Origin of the sequence: Microvirga rosea (genome assembly GCF_020595095.1) — a bacterium.
Taxonomy (GTDB): Bacteria; Pseudomonadota; Alphaproteobacteria; order Rhizobiales; family Beijerinckiaceae; genus Microvirga; species Microvirga rosea.
This window is the reverse complement of sequence record NZ_JAJDOP010000009.1, coordinates 71612-97384: the sequence shown is the minus strand read 5'-3', so window position 1 is coordinate 97384 and position 25773 is coordinate 71612. Positions and strand designations below refer to the sequence as shown.

The following is a 25773-nucleotide window of genomic DNA, read 5'->3' as shown; positions in this document are numbered from 1 at the left end:
GACTTCGCCGTCCAATCAGCGAACCCGCTCCTTGCCCCAGTTCTCCCGTGCACTCTGCTCGGAAGCCTGCACTTCCCGCCGGGTCATTTTGCGCCGGTTCGCCGAAAACAGGAAAAGCGCGATGCCGAGGAGAACAGGGCCTCCGATAACGACAAGCGCCCATAGCCATCCACCCAACATATCCATGACCGTCTGCCTCCATAAAGATCGACCAGAACCTATCGCGTGGGGCTAACAGAGACAGAAAGTCGTTGTTCCCGCGCTCAAGCGCCGCCATAGGTCGGAACAATCGAACTCATGGCTGCACCCGACCCGATGCCGAACACGGTTACGATCACAGACCCCGACGATCCCCGAATCGAACCTTACCGGGCGGTTCGCGAGCGCGACCTGATCGGACGGCAAAATCTCTTCGTGGCGGAAGGCGAGGTCGTGCTGCGGGTCCTGCTTCGGCAGGAGCGTTTTGCGGTGGAATCGCTCCTGCTGTCGGAAAACCGTGTCGAAGGAATGAGCGATCTTCTGGCGAAAGTGCCCGCTGGAGTTCCAGTTTATGCGGCGGGCCGCTCCGTCATGGACGCGATCGTCGGATTTCCCATTCATCGCGGCATCCTGGCTATCGCCCGTAGAATTCCCTCCGCTCCCCCCAGGCAATTTCTGAACGGGCTGCCGCCAAACGCCCTTGTGCTCGGGCTCGTCGGGCTTGCGAATCACGACAATGTCGGCGGCATCTTTCGCAATGCCGCCGCTTTCGGGGCAGACGGCGTTCTGCTCGATGACACGACCTGCGATCCGCTTTACCGGAAAGCCATCCGTGTCGCCGTCGGGGGATCCCTGGTCGTTCCGTTCACCCGCGCCGGTTCGGCGGAAAACCTGCTCGAACACCTTCGAAGCTCAGGTTTCGAGATCCTGTCCCTTTCCCCGTCGGGCGCCGAGCCTCTCAGCCGGATCAAGCCTCAGGGTCGGACGGCCCTGCTCCTCGGCGCCGAAGGTCCCGGTCTGCCGCCGGAGCTTCTTGCCCAAACCCGCTCGGTCACGATTCCGATGAGTGGCGGGTTCGACTCCTTGAATGTCGCCACAACGAGCGGGATCGCACTGTACCAGCTCACGCGGACAGACGACTGAACCCGCTTCGGACGCTGACGCTCGCCGATTCGTGAAAGGCCAAGCTCTTGCGCTCTTGAAGTCGCTCTCTAGCCTTGACGATCCTTTTTCCAGAGAGGTTCTCATGACGCTGACCCGTCGCGCCATTCTTGCAAGTACCGCTATTCCGGTTGCCGGCTCCGCCCTGGCTCAATCGAGCCCCGCTCCCCAGGGCACCACGACATCGTCGCGCCAAGCCCCCGGCTATTACCGCTACAAGGTGGGGGACATCGAAGTGACCGCCATCAACGACGGTTTCGCCTATCGCCCGTTGGAAGGCTTCATCCGCAACGCGGAGCTCAACGACGTCAAGAAAGCGATGCAGGATGCCTTTCTTCCTGCCGACAAAATCCCGCTGACTTTCACGACCCTTGCGATCCGGCAAAATGGCCGCGTCACTTTGATCGACACCGGCAACGGCGACATGGGCGCCCCCACCTCCGGCACCTGGATGTCGAATTTCCGCGCGGCCGGGTTCGATCCTGCCCAAGTTGACACGGTGGTCATCAGCCATTTCCACGGCGACCATATCAACGGCCTGCGGTTGAAGGACGGGACGGCCGTCTTTCCGAAGGCGGAAATCATGGTGCCGGCTCAGGAATGGGACTTCTGGATGGACGATGCCCGGATGAGCCAGGCTCCGGAGGCCATGAAGGGCGCCTTCCAGGGGGTTCACCGGGTATTCGATCCCGTCGCGAAGGACGTGAAGCGCTATGATGCCGGCAAGGAGATCGTACCCGGCCTCACCTCGATCGCGACGCCCGGTCACACGCCGGGCCATACGTCCTACATGCTGAACTCCGGACAGGGAAAGCTGATCGTCATGTCCGACGTGACGAACCATCCGGCGCTCTTCGTCCGGAATCCCGACTGGTCCGCCGTTTTCGACATGGATGCCGAGACGGCGCGCCAGACGCGGCATAAGATGCTCGACATGGCCTCCGCCGAACGGGCGCAGGTCGCTTTTTATCATGCCCCCTTCCCTGCGACGGGCCATATCGCGAAGGACGGCAACGGCTACCGGTTCGTTCCGGTGCAATGGAGCTCCGGCCTCTAACCGCAGAAGCAGTCCTAGGTGGGCACAGTCGTCTCGCCGACAAGCCAGGCAAGGGTGTCCGCATCCGCACCCGGCTCGATGGTCAGGATGACCGGCGTCTCATAGGGATGGCGGCTTTTGAGAGCCTGCAGAACCTGATCCTGCAGGCTCTTTCGCGTCTTGAGAATGGCGATTGCCTCCGCGCCTCGCTCGACCGACCCTTTCCAGGCGTAGACCGAGCGCATTCCGGGCAGCACATTCATGCAGGCGATCATTCGCTCCCGGACCAGATCCTCGCCGACGCTCAATGCGGTGTCGACATCGGGAAAGGTCGTATAGACGAGAAGTGGGCTCTCCATGCTATGCCTTCTTCCAATAGCCGTTTGGCGTGAGGAGGGTACCCGGGCATGGCGCGCCGTTTCAACCATGTCGCATTCGTTGCCAGTCCGACGGCGGAAGCGCAATCCGCGCTCGCGCTGCTGAAGGGCCGTTATCCGAGCGTGGAGCCCGACGATGCGGATGTGATCGTGGCGCTCGGCGGCGACGGGCTCATGCTCCGCACGCTTCATCGCTTCATGGGCAGGTCGAAGCCGATCTACGGCATGAACAAGGGCACGGTCGGCTTTCTCATGAACGAGTTCCGCGAGGACGAGCTGTTCGATCGGCTCGAGGCCTCGGAGCGCAGCGTCGCCCATCCCCTCCTGATGGTGGCCTGGGACGTGCGCGGGACCTCCCATACGGCCCGCGCGATCAACGAAGTCTCCATGCTGAGACAGACCTATCAGGCCGCGAAACTGCGGGTCAGCATCGACAACCAGGTCCGGCTTTCCGAACTGATGTCCGACGGGGTCCTGATCGCGACCCCGGCGGGGTCCACGGCCTACAACCTTTCGGTCGACGGGCCGATTCTTCCTCTCAATGCCCCCCTTCTGGCGCTGACGCCCATTTCGGCCTTTCGGCCGCGCCACTGGCGGGGGGCGCTGCTGCCTGACTATGCCAAGATCCAGATCGAGGTGATGGATCCCATCGAGAGACCGGTGAGCGCCGTGGCGGATCACACGGAATTCCGTGATATCTCAAGGGTCCACGCTTCCATGGACCGCAGCATCGACCTCGTGATGCTGCACGATCCCGGTCACAGCCTCGACGAACGGATTCTGAGAGAGCAATTCGGCTATTGACCTTCGGCGCGGGCCGGAGCATCGGCAGGTCGGCCACCGGGCGGCCATGGGCGAAACAAGGATCTCCACATGAGCGATGAGAGCAAAAGGCACCCGAGGGGCGGCCTCTTCTTCGAGGATTTCGTGATCGGCGACATCATGCGCCACCGCCTGACCCGGACGGTGACGCAGATGGACAACATGCTCTTCTCCAACATGACGCTCAATCCGCAGCCCCTTCATATCGACGCGCATTTCTGCGCAACCGAGACCGAATGGGGCCGCCCCCTCATGAACTCCCTGTTCACCCTCGGGTTGATGATCGGCATCTCCGTGAACGACACGACCGTGGGCACCACCATCGCCAATCTGGGCATGACGGACGTGAAGTTCCCCGCCCCCCTGTTCGAAGGCGATACGATCAACGTCACGACCGAGATCGTCGCAAAGCGGGAATCGCGCTCGCGCCCGGATGCGGGGATCGTCGACTTCATCCACCGGGCCTACAAGCAGGACGGCACCCTTGTGGCCGAGTGCCGCCGGCAGGCCTTCATGCGCAAGCGCGACACGACGATCGAGGTTTGAGGCCGATGCGCTCGCTCCTGTTCGTTCCCGGCGACAGCCGCAAGAAACTCGAAAAGGCCCTCCTGTCCGGGGCCGATGCTCTTCTGATCGATCTGGAAGATTCGGTTGCCCTCGATGCCAAGGCCGAGGCACGCGCCACGACGGCCTCCTTCCTGACGGAAGCAAAGGGCCAACCGGCGGGGCCGCGCCTCTATGTCCGGGTGAACGGCCTGACCTCCGGCCTGATCGACGATGACCTCGATGGTGTCATGCGCGCGGGTCCGCATGGCGTCGTGCTGCCGAAGGCCGTCGGCGGGGTCGACGCGGCCCATCTGGGCGCAAAGCTCGCCGTGCGGGAAGCCGAGTTCGGTCTCGATGATGGCGGCACCCGGATCCTCGCCATCGCCACCGAGAATGCCCTTGGCGTTTTTGCCCTCGGCACGTTCGCGGGCGCGAGTCACAGGCTCGCGGGCCTTGCATGGGGCGGGGAAGATCTTTCCGCCGATATCGGAGCCGAAGGAAACCGAGGGGAGAATGGCCTTTATACCGACCCTTATCGTCTGGTGCGCTCCCTGACCCTTTTGGGGGCGGCGGCGGCGGGCGTCGATGCGGTCGATGCGGTCTACACCAACTTTCGTGACCTCGAGGGCCTCGCCGCCGAGTGCCGGGAGGCTCGCAGGGACGGGTTCGTCGCCAAGATGGCGATCCATCCGGCACAGGTTCCGGTGATCAACGAGGCGTTCACGCCGTCGCAAGAGGCCGTCGCGCGGGCAGAGGCCGTCATCGCGGCCTTTCAAGCCTCTCCAGGCGCGGGCGTCGTGGGGGTCGCCGGCGAGATGCTCGACCGCCCCCATCTGGTCCGGGCCGAGCGCCTCCTGACAAGAGCCGGAAAGCGCTAGCCGCCCGGTCTCGTCATGGCGAACTTTGTCTCGGGCGTCGCAACGAAGTAGTCGCGATAGCCGGAGCGGGCGATCGGCCGCATGGCCGCGGTATCGACCAAACCGTCCACGATGAAGCGGTCGTCGATGTGAATGCCGACAACCTGACCGATGACCAGGAAATAGGTCGGCGTTCCGCCCTCCAGGGGCACGAGCGGAACGGTCTGGACCCATCGGCATTCGAGGGCCGCCGGTGCCTGAGCCACCCGCGGCGGCTTCACGAGGCGCGAGGGTGCGGCCTCCAGCCCGGCATGAACCATCTCGTTCTCGCCCCGCGCCAGGGGGGCGGAGGTCAAATTGAGCTGATCCCGCAAGTCGAAGCTCGCGACGTTGCAGACGAATTCCTTGGTTTCCTCGATGAATGTGACCGCATCCTTCCGCCCGTTGGACGAAAAGGCGACCATCGGCGGATTCTCGCCGATCGCATTGAAGAACGAGTAGGGCGACAGATTCACCTCCCCTTTCCCGCTCATCGCCGTGATCCAGCCGATGGGCCGGGGCGTCACGATGGCCTTGAAGGGGTCGTGGGGAAGGCCGTGGTTCTTGGTGGCGGTTTCGTAGAACATGGTTCGTCAGAAGCGGGTCACGATATCGGCAAGGGCGGGACGCGCCCGGTCGGTGGGCGTCTCACTCGCCGTCCCGATGTGGATGAAGCCGGCGATGCGCTCCTCCGGCGCGAGGCCGAGCGCGTCGAGCACCCGCCGGTCGAACGCGGCCCAACCTGTGAGCCAAACCGCCCCGAACCCGAGCGCGGTCGCTCCGTTGAGGAGATTCATGCAGACGGCGCCCGCCGACAGCACCTGCTCCCAATCGGGGATCTTCACGTGGGGCGTGACCCTCGATACGACCGCGACCACGAGCGGCGCATGCGAGAACCTGGTGCGCTCCGCCTCCACCTTTTCGGCCTCCGCCTCGGGCTGGTCGGCCTTGAAGGCCCCCACCAGCACCTCGCCCAACCGCTGGCGTCCCTCCCCTTCGATGAGGATGAAGCGCCACGGAACGAGCTTCCCGTGATCGGGCACGCGGGCCGCAACGGTCAAAAGCGTGTCGATCTCCGAGGGTGTCGGCCCCGGCTCGCTCAGCCAGCGGGCGGGGACGGAGCGACGTTGCTCAAGGCGGGCAAGGCTTTCGTTCATAGGACCTTCATCCGACAGGGAATATATGAGACAATGCTTTTGAGATGCCTCAAGGGCAGCGGGATTTCGGCGGCGCTTTGCCTGCCATGGTCTCGCCCTCTTGTTGCGCTTGAGGAAGCGCGGGCATTTTGGGGCCGTTGCAGAACAGAAACCGCAGCGGATGTATAGGGGGAGTACGGCGACACGCCAAGCAGGTTTCCTGAGCATGGCGAGGAATGGTGGCTTGCCGGTCCGGCGAGCTCCGCCTCGATCGCCTCGGGGGATCGTCCGGGACCTGCCTAGAGTCACCGGTGGAGTGCCGTCTCAATAACAATGAACACATCTGTACCTGCATCGGGCAAAGTAACGGAACCTGGGATCTGGACCCGGCGTCCGACCCTCGTGGCCTTGGGCCTCATCCTGGCTTTCTGGGCTCTCGCGGCCCTGATCTGGCCGTTGACGGGCACCGTCGTTCCCTGGGACTCGAAGAACCAGTTCTACCCGACCCTTCGCTATCTCGGCGCAGCGCTGGCGCACGGGGAAATGCCGTTCTGGAACCCCTACCATTTCGGGGGACATCCTTCTGCGGCAGATCCGCAATCGCTCCTGTTCACCCCCACGATGCTGTTCTTCGGATGGCTGGTCCCCGAGCCGTCGATGCAGTTGTTCGACCTGGTGATCTTCGCCCATTTCATCCCGGGCGCCCTCGCCTTCGTCCCCCTGTTCAGAAGGCGCGGCTGGCATCCGGCCGGAGCGGTGGTTGCGGCGATCGTCTTCATTCTCGGCGGATCCGCCAGCGCCCGGCTCCAGCATACCGGGATCATCCTCAGCTACGGTTGGTTCCCCCTTGCGCTCCTGCTGCTCGAGGAAGCGCTCGACCGGCGCTCGTATCGCTTTGGCGCCTTGTTCGCCGTCGTGGCGGTCTTGATGACCATCGGGCGGGATCAGGTCGCCTTTCTCTGCGACCTGACGCTTCTTGCCGGCGCCGGCTACCGGATCGCGACGGCTTCCGCTCCCTTTTCCTATTTCAAGTCCCGGCTCGGCGTTCTGGTGACGATGGCCGCAATCGGCGGGGCACTCCTGGCAGTCCCTGTCGTCCTGACCATGCAGTTCCTGGCCACCTCGACCCGCCCATCCTTCGGGTTCGGTGTCGCGGCCATGGGCTCGCTGCCGCCCGAAAGCCTCGCGACGATCCTTTTCGGCAACGTCTTCGGCTCCCTGCGCTGGACCTACGACTACTGGGGGCCGGACTGGCACAGCCTGTCGGAGGGCACCTGGACCGACCGGGCCACCAACTACCTGTTCATCGGCACGATCCCGGCCCTGTTCCTCTTCTGGCATGGAATCGCAGGCGGGCGCCTCCTGGCGCGCGAGTTCCGCTTCTTCTTCGTGGTGGGCGTCCTGGCCCTGCTTTACGCGCTTGGACGCTACACGCCCGGCTTCGAGATGATCTTCGACCACATGCCCGGCGTCGATCTTTATCGCCGTCCCGCGGATGCGACCTTTCTGATCAACATCATGCTCGCCTTTGCGGCGGGCTATCTGGTCCACCGCTACGTCGTCGACGGGCTTCCGAAATGGGCCGCCCCTTCCGTCGGCAGGCTCCATATCTTCCTGCCGATGCTGTCGCTTGCCCTTGCTATCGCCGCGATCGCCAGCGCCATGGCATTCGCCCTCCGGGCCGGACAGGGTGCTCCCGCCATGCGCGAGATCGGCCTCGGCCTCGTGGCCGCCGCGCTTCTGATCGCGGCCCTGTCCAAGGCGAGCCTCACGCCCCGGTGGCGCGAAATCTCAGCCATGGTGCTGATCACCTTGACCGGCGGGGAGCTCATCCTGCGCCATGCCGCCTCGCCGCTGAATGCGGAGCCGGCCGAGCGCTACGCCGTCTTCCGCCAGCTCCCGCCCGAACAGCTCCAAGGGCTCCAGATCCTCAAGCGCGAGCTGGCCGACCGGCATTCCGAAGGCGACTACCCGCGCGTCGAGATCCTCGGCCTCGGAGGACCGTGGCAGAACGCCTCCATGGTGCTGCAGATCGAGGACATCATCGGCTACAACCCGCTCCGCCTCGCCGATTACGAGCGGGCCATTGGCCCAGGCGAGAACGCCGAGGATCCGAATCTCCGGACCTTTCCGGCGACGTTCCGGGGCTACAAGTGCCGCCTCGCCGGACTTCTCGGCCTGGAATATCTGGTGCTCGACCGCCCGATCGAGCGCATGCCGCGCCATTTCCCCCGGCTGACGGGAGCCGAGATCGTCTACGGCACCGGCCGCATGTGGATCTATCGTCTCAACGGCGCGAGCCCACGCGCCTATGTGGCGCATGAGATCAGCCCGGTGGATTCCGAGGCGGCCCTCGATCAGGAGGAGCTGCCGGAATTCAACCGCCAGAGCGAGGCCCTGATCGACGACGCAAGCATGCCGCTTCTCAAGGAGCGCTACGCGTCCTCGGCGGAGGGGGCGAGCCCCAAGGACCTTCAGGACCACGTCAAGATCGTCAGCTATCAGCGGAACTCCGTCAGCATCGACCTGGAAACGGTGGAAGCCGGCGTGCTCGTCCTGCACGACGTCTATTATCCCGGCTGGGAGGTCACGGTGGACGGAGAGCGTAAGCCCCTGCTCCGCGCGAACCTCCTGTTCCGCGGCGTCGAGATTCCGGCGGGCCGGCATCGGGTCGAGTTTAATTTTCGCCCCATTTCCTATGAAAATCTTGTCGCGGCTGCCTCCGACCTCGTAAAGAGCAAGAAGGAAGAGCCGATCAGAACCGCCGAAGTCCCCCGGATACGCTAGGACCGGCTCTCAGGAATGAATGCGATCGTGACCCTGCGCCTGCTTTTTCTCGCCTTGGCAACCGGCCTCGTTTCCGGTGCGGCGCAAGCCCAGACGTCGCCGGCCGTCCCGTCATTGACGCAGAAGGCTCCGCCGGTGACTCTCGGCCAGGTGACGCTCGCTACCAGCGCCGTCTTTCCTGACAATCAGTCCATCCGCTCCGGCCTCGTCTGGCGTGTGTATGAGGATAAGGGCGATACGACCCAGCCGACCATCATCGCGCGCTCGACCAGCCCGACCCCGACCTTCACGCTCTCGCCGGGCAACTACATCGTTCATGTGGCCTACGGCTTCGCAGGCGCGTCGAAGCGCCTGACGATCCAGGCGGGAGCCCTGTCGGACCGGCTCGTGATCAGCGCCGGAGCGCTCAAGCTGAAGGGTGCCGTGGGCGATTCGTCGATTCCCGGAAGCAAGCTCAGCTTCTCGGTCTATGTTCCGATCGGCTCCAACTCGGAAGGCCGTCTGGTCATCGCCAACGCCAGGGCGGATGACGTCATTCGTCTGCCGGAGGGCACCTACCACGTGGTGTCCACCTATGGGGACGCCAACGCGATCATGCGCGCAGACCTGAAGGTCGAGACCGGCAAGGTGACGGAAGCGACCCTCAACCACCGCGCGGCCACCGTCACTCTCAAGCTCGTCGCGGCCCAAGGCGGCGAAGCCTTTGCCGGGACCGCCTTCAGCGTGCTGACGCCCGGCGGCGACGTCATCCGGGAAGCTATCGGGGCCTTCCCTTCCGTCACGTTGGCCGAGGGAGATTATGTCCTGATCGCCCGCCACGACGGCAAGGTTCACACTCGCGATTTCAAAGTGGAAAGCGGCCTCGACCGCGACATCGAGATCGTCGCCAAACCATAATAAGCCTGAACCTTTCCAGCCTTGGCGGCATTGAACGGTCATCGATGCATGGCCGCCGCGCATATTGGTTCTCGCCAACCTTCAAGGGCGGCCCCAACCGGGAGCAAGCTCATGAAGATATCGGACGTCATGACCCGCAACGTGCGCGTGATCCCGCCGGATCGGACGATCCGGGACGCGGCTCGCCTGATGGACGAGATGAATGTCGGATCGCTTCCGGTCTGCGACGGGCGGCGCCTGAAGGGCGTGATCACGGACCGGGACATCACCATTCGCGCCACGGCGGCGGGCCTGGCTCCCGACAACACGCTCGTGCGGGATGTGATGTCCGACAATGTCTGGTGGTGCTTCGACGACGATGACGTCGATCATATCGTGGAGCTGATGAGCGACCATCAGATCCGCCGTCTCCCCGTTGTCGACCACGACAAACATTTGGTGGGCATCGTGGCGCTCGGCGATCTGGCGACGGACGCCGAGGACAGGGCATCGCAGGCCCTGCGGCGCATCTCCTCCCCTTCCGAGCCCGATCGCTCCATCGCAGGGGGACAGGAACGTCCCAGGCGTGACCGGTTGACCGAGGACGAGCGGCGCGAACTGGCCCGGCGGGCCCACGACGATCGGGACGAGGATCGCGGGCGGGGCCATGCCGTCCGCAGCCGGCGCGGCGCCTCCCGGGGCGGCTTCCGCTTCCGCGATCAGGACGATGAGCGCGCGGCCTTCGGCATCGGCGGCGGCCCCGTGGGCGCCGGCGAGCGCAATCCCAAGATGCGAGGCGGTTTCGGCGGTGAAGGCTATCAGAACTACGGCGACGACAACGGCACCTATGATACGGGCCGCGGCGGCGGTGGTTATCGGCCGCGCCAGTTTGGCGCGGCGACAGCGACCGGCTGGTGGGAGCGCCCGGGGGACGATAGCCGCGAGGACGAACGTCGCATGCAGAACCGGGAGCGTACCTGGAGCCTCGTGTCAGAGCGGCGGGACCACGGCAATTATGGCAGCGGCCCGGGCAACACCCGGTTCGAGAACGACGCCACCGGAAGCAGAGGAGAGGTCCGCCGGGGCGAGCACCGCGGCAAGGGTCCCCGCAGCTATCAGCGCTCCGACGACCGCATCAGGGAGGACATCAACGAGCGGCTGACGGACGACGCTCGGCTCGATGCCTCGGAAATCGAGGTCAGCGTCAGCGGCAGGGAGGTCACCTTGAGCGGCACGGTTCGCGACCGGAACGAGAAACGCTGGGCCGAGGATCTGGCCGAGTCGGTTTCGGGGATCGCCCATGTCCAGAACAATCTGCGGGTCGGCCAGCACCAACCGGGCCATGCCACCGGAACGGAGGCGGGAGATTCCGGAGCGGCGAGCGGAAATCCCGGCAGCGGCACGTCGGGGGTCACCGCAGGCTCCGAGGCCGGGGGACGCAGCTCGGGGCGACAGCGGCAGACGAGCTGAAACCCGACAGACGATGAGAAAGATGTTGTTCCGGGGTGGCCTGTCGGTCACCCCGGAATGATCGGAATGCTTCGGCCGGAAGTCAGGCGACCGTCCTGGCGACCACGTGCTGACCGTCGAGGGTCAGGTGCTCCTCCGGCTCCGCGAGGCTGCGGGCCCGCTTGCGGTCCGGCGTGACGGCTTCATCCGCCAGGACCTTGAGCGCCTCGTCGAGGGTCATTGACTTCTGGTCCGGGCTGCCGAGCCTGCGGATCGACACGGTCCGCTCGGCCGCTTCCTTCTTGCCGACGACGAGAAGCACCGGAACCTTGGCGAGCGAGTGTTCGCGCACCTTGTAGGTGATCTTTTCGTTGCGCAGATCGGCCTCGACCCGCAGACCGGCCTTTTCAGCCGCGCGGACGACTTCCCGGGCATAATCGTCGCCGTCCGACGTGATCGTGGCGACGACCACCTGCACGGGGGCAAGCCAGAGCGGGAAATGGCCGGCGAAGTGCTCGATCAGGATGCCCGTGAAGCGCTCCATGGAACCGCAGATCGCGCGGTGCACCATCACGGGAGTCTTCTTCTGGCCGTCTGCATCGACGTAGAACGCACCGAACCGCTCCGGCAGGTTGAAGTCCACCTGCGTGGTGCCGCACTGCCAGTCACGGCCAATGGCGTCGCGCAGGACATACTCGAACTTCGGCCCGTAGAACGCGCCCTCGCCCGGGTTGATCGCGGTCTTGATGCGTCCGCCGGACTGGTCCTCGATCTGCTTGAGAACCCGGGTCATGACATCTTCCGCATGATCCCACATCTCGTCCGTGCCGACGCGCTTCTCGGGTCTCGTCGAGAGCTTCACGACGATCTCCTCGAAGCCGAAATCGGCGTAAGTGGAGAGGATCAGGTCGTTGATCTTCAGGCATTCGGCGGCAAGCTGCTCTTCCGTGCAGAAGATATGCGCATCGTCCTGCGTGAACCCGCGCACGCGCATCAGGCCGTGCAGAGCGCCGGACGGCTCGTAGCGGTGCACGTTGCCGAACTCGGCGAGGCGCAGCGGCAGATCGCGGTACGATTTCAGGCCGTGCTTGAAGATCTGCACGTGGCCGGGGCAGTTCATCGGCTTGATCGCAAAGACTCGGTCATCCTCGGTCTGGGTCGCGAACATGTTTTCGCGATACCAGCCCCAGTGGCCGGAAGTCTCCCACAGGGCCTTGTCGAGAATCTGCGGCGCGTTGACTTCCTTGTAGTCGCCCTTCAGGCGGCGGCGCATGTAGGAAATCAGCTCCTGGAACACCGTCCAGCCCTTTGGGTGCCAGAAGACGACGCCCGGCCCTTCCTCCTGGAAGTGGAACAGGTCCATCTCGCGGCCCAGGCGGCGGTGATCGCGCTTCTCGGCTTCTTCGAGCTGGTGGATGTAATCGTCGAGATCTTCCTGGGTCGTCCAGGCCGTCGCGTAGATGCGGGTGAGCATCGCGTTGTTCGAGTCACCCCGCCAGTAGGCGCCTGCCACCTTCATGAGCTTGAAGGCGTTGCCGATCTTTCCCGTGGAGGTCATGTGCGGACCGCGGCAAAGATCGAACCAGTCGCCCTGGAAATAGATCTTGAGGTCCTGGCCTTCCGGGATCGCGTCCACGAGTTCGACCTTGTAGGCCTCACCCTTTTCCTTGAAGACCTGTTTCGCCTTGTCGCGGCTCCAGACTTCCCTGGTGAAGGGCTTATCGCGCGCGATGATCTCGCGCATCTTCGCCTCGATGGCGGGAAAGTCCTCGGGGGTGAACGGCTCGTTGCGGGCGAAATCGTAATAGAAGCCGTTCTCGATGACCGGGCCGATGGTGACCTGGGTTCCGGGAAACAGCTCCTGCACCGCCTCGGCCAGCACGTGCGCGCAATCGTGCCGGATCAGCTCCAGCGACCGGGGATCTTCGCGGTTGAGGAACTCGATCTTGGCGTCACGGCTGATGGGATCGGCGAGATCCACAACGGTTCCGTCGAGGGCCATGGCGACGGTGCGCTTGGCCAGGGATTTGGCAATGCCCTCAACGATTTCGCGCCCAGTCGTTCCGGGTGCGTATTGCCGCTGGGCGCCATCGGGGAATGTCAGAGTAATCATCAGGTTCTCCTTGCTCACTCCTGCCAACGGAGCAGGTAAGCGGGGGCCGACGGATGGGTTGGAACAGGAAGGAATCAGCCGCCGTCAGGTTCGACCGACTCGCAAGTGATCGCCGGGGCATTCACGCCTCGCCAGCGACCATAGGACCACGGCTTATACCACGCGGATCCCGGGGGCAATGTTTCAGGCACGAGATCGAGGCCGGACGTGCCGAACGGACCACAGCGGCAGATCCGGGAAAAGCCCACCCATCCGCCGGCCCAGAAACCATGTCTCTGGATCGCCTCGTCGGTATATTCGGAACAGGAGGGCAGATGCCTGCACTGGCGTCCGACAAGGCCGGATAGGGTCAGCTGATAGCCGCGAATGGCCCAGTGAGCCGCCTGCCGGACGGGGCTCGCCACTACGGCGCCCTTCGGGCGGCGATCTGGTCCAACGCGTCCACCACCGCGTCGAACGTGAGGAGAATCGAGGCATGCCGGGCCTTGAAGGATCGCACCGGCTCCAGCACCGCGAGGTCCTCCCATTTCCCGGCCGGGGGCACGCCGCCGGCCTTCAGCATCTGGCGGGCCGCATCCCGGACGGCGCGAAGCTCGTCCGCCGTCGAGCCGATCACATGGCGCCCCATGATGGACGACGAAGCCTGGCCGAGGGCGCAGGCCTTTACATCATGCGCAAAGCCCGTCACCACGTCTCCCTCGACCTTGAGATCGACCGTGACCGTCGAGCCGCAGAGCTTCGAGTGCGCAGTCGCGCTGGCATCCGGATCCGCGAGTCGCCCGAGATGGGGAATGGTCGCGGCCAGTTCCAGAATGCGGCGGTTGTAGATCTCGTTCAGCATCGCGCTCTTGAGTGGCCAGATGGGTATTAACGCCCAATATAAGGATCAGGCATTAAATATGCGACCGGCCGCGCCGAAGCGGTAACGTCGCATGGTCAGGGTTGATGAAGGGCATGACGCCGCTTTGCAATCCTCCACAACCAAAGAGAGGCTCCACATGGACAATGTGGTTAAGTCCCCGCCGAAACATACGAGTTCCATCATAGACAAGCCTTTGGACCGCCCGACACGCGAGGAGGCCGAGGAGGCCGTCCGAACCCTGATCCGCTGGGCGGGAGACGACCCGGACCGCGAAGGCCTTCTCGACACCCCCAAGCGCGTCACGAAAGCGTTCAAGGAATTCTATGCGGGCTACAAGGACGATCCGCGGGACGTTCTCAACAAGGTTTTCGCCGAGGTCGAGGGATACGACGATATCGTCCTCGTCCGCGACATTCCGTTCTACTCCCATTGCGAGCACCACATGGTGCCGTTCTTCGGCATGGTTCACATCGGCTATTATCCGGCAAAGGGGGTCGTGGGGCTCTCCAAGCTCGCCCGTCTTGTGGAGGTCTACGCCCGTCGGCTGCAGACGCAGGAGACGATGACGGCACAAATCGCCCTCGCCCTCCAGGACTGCCTGGATCCCCGCGGCGTGGCGGTGATGATCGAAGCGGAGCACATGTGCATGTCCATGCGGGGCGTTCAGAAAGCGGGCGCCCTCACCCTCACGACCCAGTTCATGGGAGCCTTCAAGGACGATCCGGCCGAACAGGTCCGCTTTCTCACCTTGCTGCGCCAGGGTAAGGCTTGAGCCTCATTTTTCGTCCCGATCGCGGGCCGCCGGAACGCGGCCCGCCAGTACAAGGCATCTTCCATGTGCGCCTCCGACACTTTTCCCTCCCCCGGCCCGAAGGCGGAGCTGGAGGAGGGTTCGATCCTGACCCCGCGCTTCGGGGCGGACGGGCTCGTCACCTGCGTCACGACCGACGCCGCGACCGGTGATCTCCTGATGGTCGCGCATATGAACTCCGAAGCCTTGGCCAAGACCCTCGAAACCGGCCAAGCCTGGTATTGGTCGCGCTCCCGCAACGAGCTGTGGCACAAGGGTGCGACCAGCGGGCAGGTCCAGACCGTCGTCGAAATCCGGGTCGATTGCGATCAGGACGCCTTGTGGCTCAAGGTGACGGTCGCGGGAGACGGCGGGTGCTGCCACACGGGCCGCCGGTCCTGCTTTTATCGCCAGGTGACCATGCAGGACGGCAGGCCGGGCCTGATCTTCGGTTGAGCCGGTCAGATCGGCTGCCGCATCCACAAAATCGACAGGCTGCCATTCCTCGGCGCGGGGGTGAAAAGCGATGACAGGCGGATTAGAAGCAGCGCATGACGCGACATGATATCCGTTTGGCGCGCGCCGCCACCAGCAGCTTGTTCTTCGGCAACGGTTTCCTGATCGGAACCTGGGCTGCGCAACTGCCCCGTTTCAAGGCCGCCCTCGGCCTGACCGACGGTGAGCTCAGCTTCGCGCTCCTGGCCTTCGGCTTCGGGGCCGTTCTCCTGATGCCCCTCATCGGGTGGGGGACGGCCGCGCTGGGAAGCGGGCGTGTCGCGGCAGCTTCGGCCTTCGCCTTCGCGGCCACCCTGCTGCTTCCGGGCTTCGCCTCCACGCTTCCGGCCCTGGTTCTCGCCTCCTTCGTGGCCGGGGCCTGCAACGGCACCATGGACGTGTCCATGAACACGAACGCCACCCTGGTCGAGAAGGGCTGGGGCCAGGCGATCATGTCCTCGTTCCATGCCTTCTTCAGCCTCGGCGGCCTCTTGGGAGCAGCCGCCTCGGGATCGTTGATCGCCCTGGATTTCGCGATCGTCCCGACGCTCCTGCTGACCTGCGGCGGCACCGGACTGCTATTCCTGATCGCCTCGTTCTTCGTCATCAGCGAGAAGGACCGCGCGGAGGGCGGCCACGGATTCGCCATTCCGAGGCGGGGGATCCTGGGACTCGCAGGGCTGACGCTTCTTTGCTTTCTCGTCGAAGGCGCCATGGTGGACTGGTCGGCGATCTATCTGCAGACCATCGCCGGCGCGACCCTGGAACGGGCTGTCAGCGGGTTTGCGGCCTTTTCCCTGACGATGACGATCTGCCGGTTCATGGGCGATTTCGCCGTGCGGATCCTCGGGCGCGTCAAGACCCTGGTGGTGGGGGGCTTTCTCGCCGCGCTCGGCATTGGCCTTGCCGTGGCCGTGCCCCACCCTCTCCTGTCGGCGGCAGGATTCGCCCTGGTGGGCCTGGGCCTCGCGAATGTGGTGCCGGTCCTGTTCAGCACCGCAGGAGAAACGCCGGGAATTCCGCCAAGCATGGGGGTCGCGATGGTTGCGACCCTGGGTTATGCGGGCCTTCTCCTCGGCCCTCCGATTATCGGATTCGGTGCGGATCTCCTCGGATTGCGGGCAATGTTCGGACTTCTCGTGCTCTGCGCCCTCGTGATCATGCTGGTCGCTCGACGCGTTCTGCCGTCCTCCACCGTTTAGTTTTCCACACCACCGACCTGATAAGCTTGTCGTGCGTTATTCATAAGACTTTCACGACAAGCGTCGCATAAAGTCACACAGGTCTGGAGTTCGGCCATGTTGTGGGACAACATCGCCCGGCGCAGTGTCGGGTCCGGGGGTGGCGGGAGCATCGCTGACATGCATGCACCGATTGAGCGGGATCCGCGCGCGAGGGTCAAGATCGGGCTGGCGCTCGGCGGAGGGGCGGCACGCGGCTGGTCCCATATCGGCGTCCTGCGAGCCCTGAGCGATGCCGGAATCGTGCCGGACGTGATCGCCGGCTGCTCCATCGGCGCCGTGGTCGGGGGCTGTTACGCGGCCGGCAAGCTGGATGAGCTCGAAGCCTTTGCCGCGTCCCTCACCAAACGCCGGGTCATGGGCCTGCTCGATTTTCACATCAGCGGGTCCGGCCTGATCGCCGGAACCCGTCTGCAGCGTCTCCTCGACCAGGACCTGACCGACCAGCGGGTCGAAACCCTGCCGATTCGTTTTTGCACCATCGCGACGGAACTCGCGAGCGGCCATGAGATCTGGCTGACCCGAGGGCCGCTGGTCCAGGCGATGCGGGCATCCTATGCCCTTCCCGGAGTGTTCGATCCCGTTCTCGTCGGCGGGCGCTGGCTCATGGACGGAGCCTTGGTGAACCCCATTCCGATCACCGCCGCCCGTGCCCTCGGAGCGGACCTGGTGATCTGCGTGAATCTGAATGGCGAGATCCGGATTCGCGGCACGGTGATCCAATCCTATGACGCCGCTGAAGAATCCAGCGATGAGCGCGAGATCGAGGAAGCCTTTTCCGAACCCAAGCGCTGGGGCATCTTCCCGTCGGGGCGGACAGCCAAGCCGAGAAAGCCGAATGCGCCGGGCATCGCCACCGTGATGGTGGATGCCTTCAACATCACCCAGGACCGCATCGCCCGCTCCCGCCTAGCCGGCGATCCGCCCGATATCATGATCTCGCCAAAGCTCGCGAAAATGGGACTTTTCGAGTTTCACCGGGCCGAGGAATGCATCGCGCTGGGCCGCCAGGCGACCGAGCGCGCGCTTCCGGACATCCTGGATCTCCTGAAGGAAAGCCAGGCCGTGTGATCAGGCGGTGGCGATGTAATCCTTGATGGCCTGCGCCTCCGCCTCGATCTCGGCGAGCCGATGCTTGACCACGTCGCCGATGGAGATGATCCCGACCAGCGCGCCGTTCTCCACGACCGGAATGTGACGGAACTTGCCGTCCGTCATGATCTCCATCAGCTCATTGACAGGCGACTTGGTCGTGCAGGTGACGACCTTCTCGGTCATGAAACGGGAGAGCGGCTCATGCAGGGCATCCGCCCCTTGAGCCGATACGGCGCGAACGATGTCGCGCTCCGAGATAATTCCGGAAACAGGCCGGCTGCCGTCCGTGACCAGTAGCGCCCCGATCTTCCGCTCGGCCAGGGTACGGGCAGCCTCACCCAACGTTCTGTGGGGCTCGATGGTGACGACGGTGCGCCCTTTGGCAGAAAGGATGTGATGGACCGACATGCTCGCCTCCGTTGCGCGGCTGCAGGGCTCCCGCCCCGTGGCCGCAGGACCGACGCAAGGTCCTGTCGTCCGCTCGGGACATCTCTGACCTTTCGTCAGCCCGTCGATGATCTGGCGAAACGGGGGCCTTTTCAAGCCATGAAGCGCGTTTGCCGGGTCGGAAGGGGATCCAGAAGGGGAAAAAGCCCCAGGCCGACCAGAAAGCCTCCGATGTGAGCCTCCCAGGCGACGCTGGCATCGGTGACGCCCATGGGCTGAACAAAGCCGAAGAGGTAATTGGCGGCGAACCAGACCCCGAGAAAGATCAGGACCTGCCGGTTCCGGACGATCCCGGACAAGCTCTCCCGAGGCCGCTCGTGGGGCATCGCAGGGCGCCCTTCCGGATGCCATTCGGCGGGCGCGAACATGAACCATGAGGCGGCCGCCATCATGCCGGAAACGGCGGCGGATGCACCGATCATCGGGATCACCTGGAGGGAATTCATGAAGGCGTAGAGGAGCGCGCCGCCGATGGCCGAGAGGACCGCCAGCGCGAAAAAGCGCGCCGCCCCGCAACGACGCGCGATGGGCGTGCCGAAAGCGGCGAGCCAGATGCTGTTGATCAGGACATGGCTCCAGGAGCCATGAAGCAGGGCATAGGTTACGGCCGTCCACGGCCGCCCATCCTCGTCCTGGAGGACGTATTGCCCGAGCGCGACGAACGGCGACGCTTCACCCGATGTCCCGGCTCGCTTCAGGGCGCCCAGAACCTCCTGGGCCTCGACGCCGCCATACGCGACGGCCCACCGGGCGGGAATCACCGCCCAATCGATGAGCAGCTCGAAGTCCGTCTCATCGGACAGGAGCAGGCGCAGCGCATGGATGGCGATCAAGACGCCGATGCTCCACGCGACAACCGCAGGAAGGTTAAGAATTGGTTCACGGGCAGGGCGTGACGGGGTGCTGGCCATCGGAAAAGCTTTGCATGACGGCTTACGCCAAGCCACGGGGAACGGCGCATACCTGTAACGAAACGGACGGCATCGGACTTTTTGACACAGGAAATAAAGGAAGAGGTTCCCCTTGCGGCGGTCGCATGTAAGATCCCAATGTCAGCAATGCCAACGGCTTAGCTTCCATGGCGCAAATATGGAAATATTTCGTTAACCATATCGGAACCGATCCGGGCGCGACGCGTTAACTCACCTTTTACTTTCCGCTTGAGCCGGAAATCCTACCGTGTCAGTTTGGTTAAAAGAACATTAACCGGCTGGTGGGGCATGCGGCAGGATTATTTCAAAAATCTCTTTGATCACGCGACAAAGTCGATTTCTTCATCCAAATTCGTTCGCACGGCCCTTTTTGGCCTTGCACTTCTGGCTCCGGCCGGTCTTGCCGAAGCACAGACCCTAGCTTCGCTCCCTCCTGCGGCCCACAGCATCACCGATATGGGCAGCGCGAAGCCGATCCTCGGATGGGTGAAGTTCTGCGAGAACTTTCCTGCCGAATGCGCGGTCAACACGGCCGAACCTCAGACCATCGAGCTCACCCCCCAGGTGTGGAAGCTGATTACCTCGGTGAATCAGCGGGTGAACGCGAACGTGAAAGCCGTCACGGACGCCGACCATTGGGGCGTTGTCGACATCTGGGGCTTCCCGGATGACGGAAAGGGCGATTGCGAGGACTTCCAGCTCCTGAAGCGCCGCATCCTTGCCGAGAGTGGCCTCCCCCGCCGCGCCATGCGCATGACGGTGGTGATCGACGAGCTGGGCGAAGGCCATGCCGTGCTGCTGGTCCGCACGAATCAGGGCGACTACGTGCTCGACAACAAGACGTCGTCCGTCCTTCCCTGGGACCGGACCGGTTACGTCTACATCAAGCGCGAAAGCCAGGCGGCAACCGGTTGGGTTTCGCTCGGCGGCATCACCTCGCCGACGATCAGCTCTCCGACCACGACAGCGAATCGCTAAGAACAGGGCGGATCAGTCGATCCGCCTCAACCCTGCGGCAAAACGCTTCCAATTCGCCACGTAACCCAGCGCTGACGCTCTCAGGCGCTCGATCGACCCCTCGTCGAGCGCCCGAATGACCCGTGCCGGCGCGCCCACGATCAGGGCGTTGTCGGGAAATTCCTTCCCTTCCGTCACGAGCGCGTTGGCGCCCACGATGGAATTCGCTCCGATTCGCGCCCGGTTCAGGATCGTCGCACCCATTCCCACGAGGCTGTTCGGTCCGATCGTGCATCCATGAAGGATGGCATGGTGACCGATGGTGCAGCCTGGGCCGACGCTCAAAGGGGCCCCGGGATCGGTGTGAAGCAGAGAGCCCTCCTGGATATTCGTTCCGTCTCCGATCTCGATCAGCTCGTTGTCTCCGCGAAGAACGGCCCCGAACCAGATACCCACATCGACCCCAAGGCGGACGCTGCCGATCACATGGGCATCGGGAGCAACCCAGAATCGTCCGGGCTCGGGCAAGGCAGGGATACGATCGTCGAGACTGTAGATCGGCATGGCTCACTCTCGTGCGAAAAGCTCATGTGAAAAGGGCCGGCGCAGCGGCCAGCCCATAATCAGGATAATCACAGGGCAAGCCAAGCTTGGCTTGCCGGGAGCAATCAGTCCTCAAGGTCCGTATCGAGGATCGCCATGGTGAAGTTGAAGGAGCGATCGCCGTCCTCGTCGTCCACGAAAAGAACGCCAACGAACTCTTCGCCGATATAAACTTCAGCCGAATCGGTCTTCTTGGGACGACCGACCACGCGGATCGAGTGATTCGCAAAAGTCTGGCGCAGATATTGCTCGACTTTCGCCATCTCCGTTTTGTCCACCGCTTGTCCTTTCTTCATTTGCATGGATGCAGCACTTGCCATGCCGGGCCAACGCGGGCAAGCCGCGTTGGGTCCGCTCCGAAGAAAAGCGGCGTCAGATGCCTTCCATCTCCCTCAGGAAATGGTCCATGGAACGGGCAGGCTCGGCACAGCCGGCGCTTCCGATCACCTTGGCCGGAACGCCCGCGACCGTGGCGTTGTGTGGAACGGGCTTGAGCACTACCGATCCCGCCGACACCCGGGCGCAGTGGCCCACTTCGATGTTGCCCAGAATCTTGGCTCCGGCGCCGATCAGCACGCCGTGCCGAATCTTGGGGTGACGATCTCCCCGCTCCTTCCCGGTTCCGCCGAGCGTCACGTTCTGGAGAAGCGAAACGTCATCCTCGATGACGGCGGTCGAACCCACAACCAGACCGGTGGCGTGATCGAGAAAGATGCCCCGGCCGATTTGCGCGGCGGGATGGATGTCCGTTTGAAAGACCTCGGATGACCGGCTTTGAAGATAAAGGGCGAAATCCTGCCGTCCCCGATGCCAGAGCCAATGGGCGAGGCGATGCGTTTGAATGGCGTGGAAGCCTTTGAAATAGAGAACGGGCTCGATCACGCGGGTGGTTGCCGGGTCCCGGTCCAAAACGGCGCGGATATCGGCCCGAAAAGCCTCCGATATCGCAGGCTCCTCGGAGAGGGCCTCAAGGTAGGTTTGCTCGATGATATCGGTTCCGAGGGCCGGATGACCGAGCCGGGTCGCGACCCGGTGGATCACCGCCGCATCCAGGCTCGGCTGCTGAAGCACGGTCCCCAGCGCGATCGCCCCCATGGCGGGTTCGTCATGAACGAGCGCCTCGGCTTCCTCGCGCAGACGGTCCCACAGGGGATCCACGGTTCCGGCCAGATGGTCAGAAGATCCTGGTTTCATCCACGCCTGAGTCATCATGTTCTCCCTGCCGGGGCCGTTCGAACTAGCATAAATAGGGGTGTCCTCTCCATTCCCCTAGATCTGAAATCGCATGCCTGCCCATTTTTCATCGCCATCCTCGAAACTTGTCCTGTCCTACGACGGGGCTGTCGCCACCATCGCCATCGACAACCCGGAAAAGCGCAACGCCATCGATCTCGGGATGTGGAAGGCCTTGCCGGCCATCATGGCTTCCCTCGACGGAGACGAGCGTGTGCGCGCCATCATCCTGCGCGGCGCGGGACACGGGGCCTTCGCTTCGGGGGCCGACATCTCGGAGTTCGAGACGGTGCGCGCCGATGCAACGGGCGGCCGGCTCTACGAGGCTGCGAACGAGGCCGCGTTCTGGGCCGTGGCCCATTGCTCGAAACCCGTTATCGCGATGATTCGCAGCTTCTGCCTCGGCGGCGGACTGGGCCTGGCCCTGGCTTGCGACCTTCGTATCGCGGCCGACAATGCGGTGTTCGGGATTCCGGCGGCGAAGCTCGGTGTCGGATACCCGCCCGGCGCCATGCGGCTTGTCACGGCGGCCATCGGCGGCCCTGCTGCGCGGAGCCTGTTCTACACGGCCCGGCGCATCGGGGCGGCGGAAGCGGAGCGGCTGGGCGTCGTGCAGCAGGTCGTGTCCGATGCCGATCTCGCCGCGACGGTCCTGGCGACCGCAGCCGAGATTGCCCGAAACGCTCCCCTGACGATCCGGGCCGCCAAGGCGGCCATCGACGCGGCGCTTGGCGTTGCGGACCCGAACGTCGATCCCGTCGCCCTGGCGGATGCCTGCTTCGACAGTGCCGACGCCGTCGAAGGGCGGACGGCGTTTCTCGAGAAGCGCCAGCCGACTTTCACTGGGCGCTAATACCTGCCCGCCCCGCCTCGTTCCGGCGGCGATAAACGTAGTAGCGGCCCTTTGCGATGCCGGTTTCCTCGGTCACGTCCTCGCAATGCGGCAACGCGAATGCGCGGTCCGCAAGGAGCAGCCCTTGCGGCTGCAGAAGCTCGTCCAAGAGCGGAGACATCCGCAGGGCAACCTCGCGGTTGAGACTCTCGTCGCCGGAGCCGATATCGGCGTGAACCAGCGCGGCGCGGCCCCTGCCGATTTTCGCGATGAAGACAGGGAGGGTCTCGAAGATGTCGCCGACGATCAGATATTCGGGCGCCGGCAGACAATCCGGATGGGCGGCCGGCAACCGCTCGAAGACATAGATTTCCCGCCCCGGAAGGCGGGCCCGCAGATGATCGTAGGTGCGTCCATTGCCGAGGCCGAGCTCCAGCACCAGACCGGTCGGCGCGACAACGCGGGTTGCCCAATCGAGGAGATCCCGCTGAGCCGTAAGCCGGCGAATGGCGCTGTCGAGCCGGGTCATCCGACCTCCCTTTCCCTGATAGATGCCGCAATCCGCTGTGCTATCAAGGCGTTAATCCCGTTTGCTGAGCTTTGAAGCAAGGGTTGGAAACCATTTCCGGCGCGTGAATCAGAAACAGAACAATGCGCCTTAAGAGCCTGAACTTCCTGATTTATCTCATGAACGGCTCAGGGTCTCTGGGCGAGGAAGTCGAGAACCCCTTGCTTGTGAACACGATCGCCGACCGCCAAGTTATGGTCCCGTCCAGGGATATCGAGCGCCACCGCGTTCGGGATGAGGGCAGCCAGCTCCGGACCTGATCCTGAAACGTCGTCCTTCGTCCCGACGGCGACCAGCGTCGGAAGGCGGATCGACGAGACCTCTTCGCGTGTGAGCACTTGTCGGGAACCGCGGATGCAGGCCGCGAGCGCCCTCAGGTCACTCTTCGTCTGCTCGGCGAAAGCCCGGAACATCCGCTGCATGGGATCGGTCAGATCGTCCAGCGACGGAACCTCCATGGCATCGGCGATGCCCAAGGGAAGTCCGACGCCCTCGACCAGATGAATTCCGAGGCCGCCGAGAATGGCCGATCGCATCCGCTCGGGAGCCGAAAGGGCCAGATGGGCCGTGATCCGCGCGCCCATGGAATAGCCCATCACATCGGCTTTCTCGATCTCCAGGTGATCGAGGAGCCGACGGGCATCCGCAGCCATCTTGTACGAGTCGTAGGCTTCGGGCTGGTAGAGCTTCTCGCTCTGCCCGTGCCCACGATTGTCGAGGGCGACAACCCGATACCCTGCCCGGGTCAGCGACTTGACCCAGAGCGTATTGACCCAGTTGACGGTGTGGTTGGATGCAAATCCATGGATGAGGAGAATCGGCTCGCCTTGCCCACCTTCGGGAGCGATGTCGACATAGGCGATGCTGACGCCGTCGGAATTGAAAAAGCGCATGGGTCCGGATGAATGAGGGGTGGGACAGTCCGGCGCACCCTAAGGCAGGCTGCGGCCTTCATGCAAATGCTGAAAGCGCCTGGGCTTTCCGGCCCCGGCGAATAGGGCGCGACATCCTGCAAAAGCCACTAGGCGCATGAACGATCCGCCATTATGGTGCGCGCCAATCGGATAGGTTCAGAGCAACGGCGATGGCTGAGAACAAAGGCACCCCTCACTTCCACAACGAGCCGGGCGTTCCCGTGATTCACGTGGGCTCGAAGGAGTTCATGTGCATCGGCGCGAAGCCCCCGTTCGATCACCCCCACATCTTCCTCGACATGGGGCGGGATTCGGAGGTGATCTGTTCCTATTGCTCGACCCTGTACAAATACGATCCGTCCCTGAAGACTTTTGACGCCCGCCCGGCCGAATGCCGTTGGGACGAGCCCGAGATCGCTGCCGACATTCCTCATCCCGCCCGGTGAACTCTCGATCCTTCGCGGTTGTCGGGGCCGGCATCGGGGGACTCACGACCGCCCTCACCCTCGCCCGCCTGGGCCATGAGGTGACGCTCGTCGAACGGCGCACCGGCTTCACGGAGGTTGGGGCCGGCTTGCAGCTTTCCCCGAACGCAAGCCGTATTCTCCTCGAGCTTGGTTTGGGCGCTGCGCTTCGTCGCGTGGTGACGGAGCCGGAGCGGGTTCGCATCCGGACCCTTCGCACCGGCCGCGAAATTGGGCGGATTGCCCTTGGCGACTTCATGCGTGGGCGCTTCGACGCCCCCTACTGGGTCGTGCACCGGGCCGACCTCCAGACCGTTCTCCTCGACGCCGTACGCTCCCTGCCGAACATCCGGATCGTCATGGGCCGGACGGTGGAGGGTGTCGTCGACGGGCCGGATGACGCAAGCCTGACCATGACGTCCAGCCAATCCCGCGATACGTTGACGGCCGACGCCGTGATCGGTGCGGACGGCGTCTGGTCGAAGCTCCGCCATTCCCTCGGCGACACGGCCGCACCGACCTTCCGCAACGCCATCGCCTGGCGCACCACCATCGAGCGCCATCTCGCCCCGGCGGAGCTTGCCGGAAACGAGACCGGCCTGTGGCTCGGCCCCAAGGGTCATGTGGTTCACTATCCGGTCGCGGGCGGGCGGCTGATCAACATCGTGGCCATCGAGAAAAGCGACACGCCCGTGGAGGGCTGGGCGGCTCCTGGACAACGGGAGGCGCTGCTGACGCATTACCGATCCGCCGCCCCTTTGTTGCGCGAGCTTCTCGCCGGCGCGGGGGAATGGCTTCGCTGGTCCCTGTTCGATCACCCGGTTGGTCCAATGGCGAAGGGGAGGATCGCCCTCCTGGGTGATGCGGCCCATCCCGTCCTGCCCTTCCTGGCGCAGGGGGCTGCCCTCGCGATCGAGGATGCGGCGCTTCTCGGAACGCTCGTGCGGGATCCGCGATCCGATATCGTGCAGAGCCTGAAAACGTATGAGCAGGGACGTCGCGACAGAGCCAAAAAAGTCCAGGAACAGGCCCGTCGCAACGGCCAGATCTATCATGCCCGGAATCTCGTGGCCTTCGGACGCGATCGCGTGATCCGGCATCTCGGACCGGTCGGCATGACCGAGCGCTACGCTTGGCTTTATGGCCACCGCGGTTAGCCGAT

The 25773-nt window shown here is 64.1% G+C and carries 30 protein-coding genes; 16 read left to right on the top strand and 14 right to left on the bottom strand.

Annotated features, from left to right (window positions below; genetic code table 11):
• Nucleotides 1-15 precede the first annotated feature (15 nt).
• A complete protein-coding gene (locus LJD17_RS19325; protein WP_227385845.1) occupies nucleotides 16-186 on the bottom strand; it encodes a hypothetical protein in 171 nt (56 codons plus the stop codon).
• Nucleotides 187-297: 111 nt separating this feature from the next.
• Between LJD17_RS19325 and LJD17_RS19320 the strand changes: the two genes are divergently transcribed.
• Nucleotides 298-1122 (top strand): TrmH family RNA methyltransferase, encoded by an 825-nt coding sequence (locus LJD17_RS19320; RefSeq protein ID WP_227385844.1) that lies wholly within the window; start codon nucleotides 298-300, stop codon nucleotides 1120-1122.
• Between the two features lie 103 nt (nucleotides 1123-1225).
• Complete coding sequence (locus LJD17_RS19315; protein ID WP_227385843.1) at nucleotides 1226-2197, top strand: MBL fold metallo-hydrolase; 972 nt, start codon at nucleotides 1226-1228, stop codon at nucleotides 2195-2197.
• A 14-nt stretch (nucleotides 2198-2211) separates the two neighbouring features.
• Here LJD17_RS19315 and cutA read toward each other — a convergent pair whose 3' ends face one another.
• Nucleotides 2212-2535 carry a divalent-cation tolerance protein CutA gene (gene cutA / locus LJD17_RS19310; RefSeq protein WP_227385842.1) on the bottom strand — a complete coding sequence of 108 codons (324 nt, stop codon included), beginning with the start codon at nucleotides 2533-2535 and terminating at the stop codon, nucleotides 2212-2214.
• 48 nt (nucleotides 2536-2583) lie between these two features.
• On the opposite strand from cutA, the gene LJD17_RS19305 reads away from it, so the two are divergent.
• From LJD17_RS19305 to LJD17_RS19295, 3 genes are all read left to right on the top strand, one after another.
• Nucleotides 2584-3357 carry an NAD kinase gene (locus LJD17_RS19305; RefSeq protein WP_227385841.1) on the top strand — a complete coding sequence of 258 codons (774 nt, stop codon included), beginning with the start codon at nucleotides 2584-2586 and terminating at the stop codon, nucleotides 3355-3357.
• Between the two features lie 69 nt (nucleotides 3358-3426).
• Nucleotides 3427-3921: a MaoC family dehydratase gene (locus LJD17_RS19300; RefSeq protein ID WP_227385840.1), complete on the top strand. Its 495-nt coding sequence runs from the start codon at nucleotides 3427-3429 to the stop codon at nucleotides 3919-3921.
• 5 nt (nucleotides 3922-3926) lie between these two features.
• Nucleotides 3927-4799 carry an HpcH/HpaI aldolase/citrate lyase family protein gene (locus LJD17_RS19295; protein ID WP_227385839.1) on the top strand — a complete coding sequence of 291 codons (873 nt, stop codon included), beginning with the start codon at nucleotides 3927-3929 and terminating at the stop codon, nucleotides 4797-4799.
• Here LJD17_RS19295 and LJD17_RS19290 read toward each other — a convergent pair.
• Together LJD17_RS19290 and LJD17_RS19285 are read right to left on the bottom strand one after the other, a co-directional pair.
• Nucleotides 4796-5404: a flavin reductase family protein gene (locus tag LJD17_RS19290; protein ID WP_227385838.1), complete on the bottom strand. Its 609-nt coding sequence runs from the start codon at nucleotides 5402-5404 to the stop codon at nucleotides 4796-4798. The genes LJD17_RS19295 and LJD17_RS19290 overlap by 4 nt on opposite strands.
• A 6-nt stretch (nucleotides 5405-5410) precedes the next feature.
• The gene (locus LJD17_RS19285; protein ID WP_227385837.1) at nucleotides 5411-5974 is read right to left on the bottom strand and encodes a nitroreductase family protein; all 564 of its coding nucleotides are present in this window, start codon (nucleotides 5972-5974) and stop codon (nucleotides 5411-5413) included.
• A 312-nt stretch (nucleotides 5975-6286) separates the two neighbouring features.
• On the opposite strand from LJD17_RS19285, the gene LJD17_RS19280 reads away from it, so the two are divergent.
• From LJD17_RS19280 to LJD17_RS24405, 3 genes are all read left to right on the top strand, one after another.
• On the top strand, nucleotides 6287-8740 hold the full coding sequence (locus LJD17_RS19280; protein ID WP_227385836.1) for a YfhO family protein: 2454 nt from the start codon (nucleotides 6287-6289) through the stop codon (nucleotides 8738-8740).
• Between the two features lie 15 nt (nucleotides 8741-8755).
• Nucleotides 8756-9637: a hypothetical protein gene (locus LJD17_RS19275; protein WP_227385835.1), complete on the top strand. Its 882-nt coding sequence runs from the start codon at nucleotides 8756-8758 to the stop codon at nucleotides 9635-9637.
• A 111-nt stretch (nucleotides 9638-9748) separates the two neighbouring features.
• A complete protein-coding gene (locus tag LJD17_RS24405) occupies nucleotides 9749-11086 on the top strand; it encodes a CBS domain-containing protein (protein WP_406600849.1) in 1338 nt (445 codons plus the stop codon).
• A gap of 82 nt (nucleotides 11087-11168) precedes the next feature.
• Here LJD17_RS24405 and thrS read toward each other — a convergent pair whose 3' ends face one another.
• The 3 genes from thrS to LJD17_RS19250 form a co-directional block, all read right to left on the bottom strand.
• Nucleotides 11169-13178 (bottom strand): threonine--tRNA ligase, encoded by a 2010-nt coding sequence (gene thrS / locus LJD17_RS19260; protein WP_227385834.1) that lies wholly within the window; start codon nucleotides 13176-13178, stop codon nucleotides 11169-11171.
• Between the two features lie 74 nt (nucleotides 13179-13252).
• A complete protein-coding gene (gene yidD, locus LJD17_RS19255; protein WP_227385833.1) occupies nucleotides 13253-13582 on the bottom strand; it encodes a membrane protein insertion efficiency factor YidD in 330 nt (109 codons plus the stop codon).
• Nucleotides 13582-14019 (bottom strand): iron-sulfur cluster assembly scaffold protein, encoded by a 438-nt coding sequence (locus LJD17_RS19250; protein WP_227385832.1) that lies wholly within the window; start codon nucleotides 14017-14019, stop codon nucleotides 13582-13584. The genes yidD and LJD17_RS19250 overlap by 1 nt, the downstream gene beginning before the upstream one ends.
• Nucleotides 14020-14176: 157 nt before the next feature.
• Between LJD17_RS19250 and folE the strand changes: the two genes are divergently transcribed.
• The 4 genes from folE to LJD17_RS19230 all read left to right on the top strand — a co-directional run bounded on the left by folE (nucleotide 14177) and on the right by LJD17_RS19230 (nucleotide 17637).
• Nucleotides 14177-14812 (top strand): GTP cyclohydrolase I FolE, encoded by a 636-nt coding sequence (folE, locus tag LJD17_RS19245; RefSeq protein WP_227385831.1) that lies wholly within the window; start codon nucleotides 14177-14179, stop codon nucleotides 14810-14812.
• A gap of 63 nt (nucleotides 14813-14875) precedes the next feature.
• Nucleotides 14876-15286, top strand: coding sequence for a phosphoribosyl-AMP cyclohydrolase (gene hisI / locus LJD17_RS19240; protein ID WP_227385830.1), 411 nt, complete (start codon nucleotides 14876-14878; stop codon nucleotides 15284-15286).
• A 95-nt stretch (nucleotides 15287-15381) separates the two neighbouring features.
• Nucleotides 15382-16527 (top strand): MFS transporter, encoded by a 1146-nt coding sequence (locus LJD17_RS19235; protein WP_227385829.1) that lies wholly within the window; start codon nucleotides 15382-15384, stop codon nucleotides 16525-16527.
• Nucleotides 16528-16623: 96 nt separating this feature from the next.
• Nucleotides 16624-17637, top strand: coding sequence for a patatin-like phospholipase family protein (locus tag LJD17_RS19230; protein WP_227385828.1), 1014 nt, complete (start codon nucleotides 16624-16626; stop codon nucleotides 17635-17637).
• On the opposite strand, the gene LJD17_RS19225 is transcribed toward LJD17_RS19230, so the two are convergent.
• Together LJD17_RS19225 and LJD17_RS19220 are read right to left on the bottom strand one after the other, a co-directional pair.
• Nucleotides 17638-18069, bottom strand: a complete 432-nt coding sequence (locus LJD17_RS19225; RefSeq protein WP_227385827.1) for a CBS domain-containing protein — start codon at nucleotides 18067-18069, stop codon at nucleotides 17638-17640.
• A gap of 131 nt (nucleotides 18070-18200) precedes the next feature.
• Nucleotides 18201-19019: a rhomboid family intramembrane serine protease gene (locus LJD17_RS19220; RefSeq protein WP_227385826.1), complete on the bottom strand. Its 819-nt coding sequence runs from the start codon at nucleotides 19017-19019 to the stop codon at nucleotides 18201-18203.
• Nucleotides 19020-19328: 309 nt separating this feature from the next.
• Between LJD17_RS19220 and LJD17_RS19215 the strand changes: the two genes are divergently transcribed.
• Nucleotides 19329-20018: a transglutaminase-like cysteine peptidase gene (locus LJD17_RS19215; protein ID WP_227385825.1), complete on the top strand. Its 690-nt coding sequence runs from the start codon at nucleotides 19329-19331 to the stop codon at nucleotides 20016-20018.
• 12 nt (nucleotides 20019-20030) lie between these two features.
• Here the strand turns inward: LJD17_RS19215 and LJD17_RS19210 are convergent, their stop codons facing one another.
• The 3 genes from LJD17_RS19210 to cysE form a co-directional block, all read right to left on the bottom strand.
• A complete protein-coding gene (locus tag LJD17_RS19210) occupies nucleotides 20031-20561 on the bottom strand; it encodes a gamma carbonic anhydrase family protein (protein ID WP_227385824.1) in 531 nt (176 codons plus the stop codon).
• Between the two features lie 104 nt (nucleotides 20562-20665).
• Nucleotides 20666-20878, bottom strand: coding sequence for a DUF3126 family protein (locus LJD17_RS19205; RefSeq protein WP_109597485.1), 213 nt, complete (start codon nucleotides 20876-20878; stop codon nucleotides 20666-20668).
• Nucleotides 20879-20972: 94 nt separating this feature from the next.
• On the bottom strand, nucleotides 20973-21809 hold the full coding sequence (gene cysE, locus LJD17_RS19200) for a serine O-acetyltransferase (protein ID WP_227385867.1): 837 nt from the start codon (nucleotides 21807-21809) through the stop codon (nucleotides 20973-20975).
• Nucleotides 21810-21885: 76 nt separating this feature from the next.
• Between cysE and LJD17_RS19195 the strand changes: the two genes are divergently transcribed.
• Nucleotides 21886-22686, top strand: a complete 801-nt coding sequence (locus LJD17_RS19195; RefSeq protein ID WP_227385823.1) for an enoyl-CoA hydratase — start codon at nucleotides 21886-21888, stop codon at nucleotides 22684-22686.
• Here the strand turns inward: LJD17_RS19195 and LJD17_RS19190 are convergent.
• Together LJD17_RS19190 and LJD17_RS19185 are read right to left on the bottom strand one after the other, a co-directional pair.
• On the bottom strand, nucleotides 22673-23194 hold the full coding sequence (locus LJD17_RS19190; protein ID WP_227385822.1) for a class I SAM-dependent methyltransferase: 522 nt from the start codon (nucleotides 23192-23194) through the stop codon (nucleotides 22673-22675). The genes LJD17_RS19195 and LJD17_RS19190 overlap by 14 nt on opposite strands.
• 167 nt (nucleotides 23195-23361) lie before the next feature.
• Nucleotides 23362-24126 (bottom strand): alpha/beta fold hydrolase, encoded by a 765-nt coding sequence (locus tag LJD17_RS19185; protein WP_227385821.1) that lies wholly within the window; start codon nucleotides 24124-24126, stop codon nucleotides 23362-23364.
• 191 nt (nucleotides 24127-24317) lie between these two features.
• Here LJD17_RS19185 and LJD17_RS19180 point away from each other — a divergent pair, with 191 nt between their 5' ends.
• Together LJD17_RS19180 and LJD17_RS19175 are read left to right on the top strand one after the other, a co-directional pair.
• Nucleotides 24318-24593 carry a zinc-finger domain-containing protein gene (locus LJD17_RS19180; RefSeq protein ID WP_227385820.1) on the top strand — a complete coding sequence of 92 codons (276 nt, stop codon included), beginning with the start codon at nucleotides 24318-24320 and terminating at the stop codon, nucleotides 24591-24593.
• Entirely contained in the window at nucleotides 24590-25768 is a 1179-nt protein-coding gene (locus LJD17_RS19175; RefSeq protein ID WP_227385819.1) for an FAD-dependent oxidoreductase, read from the top strand. Before LJD17_RS19180 ends, LJD17_RS19175 begins: the two co-directional genes overlap by 4 nt.
• Nucleotides 25769-25773: the final 5 nt, after the last annotated feature.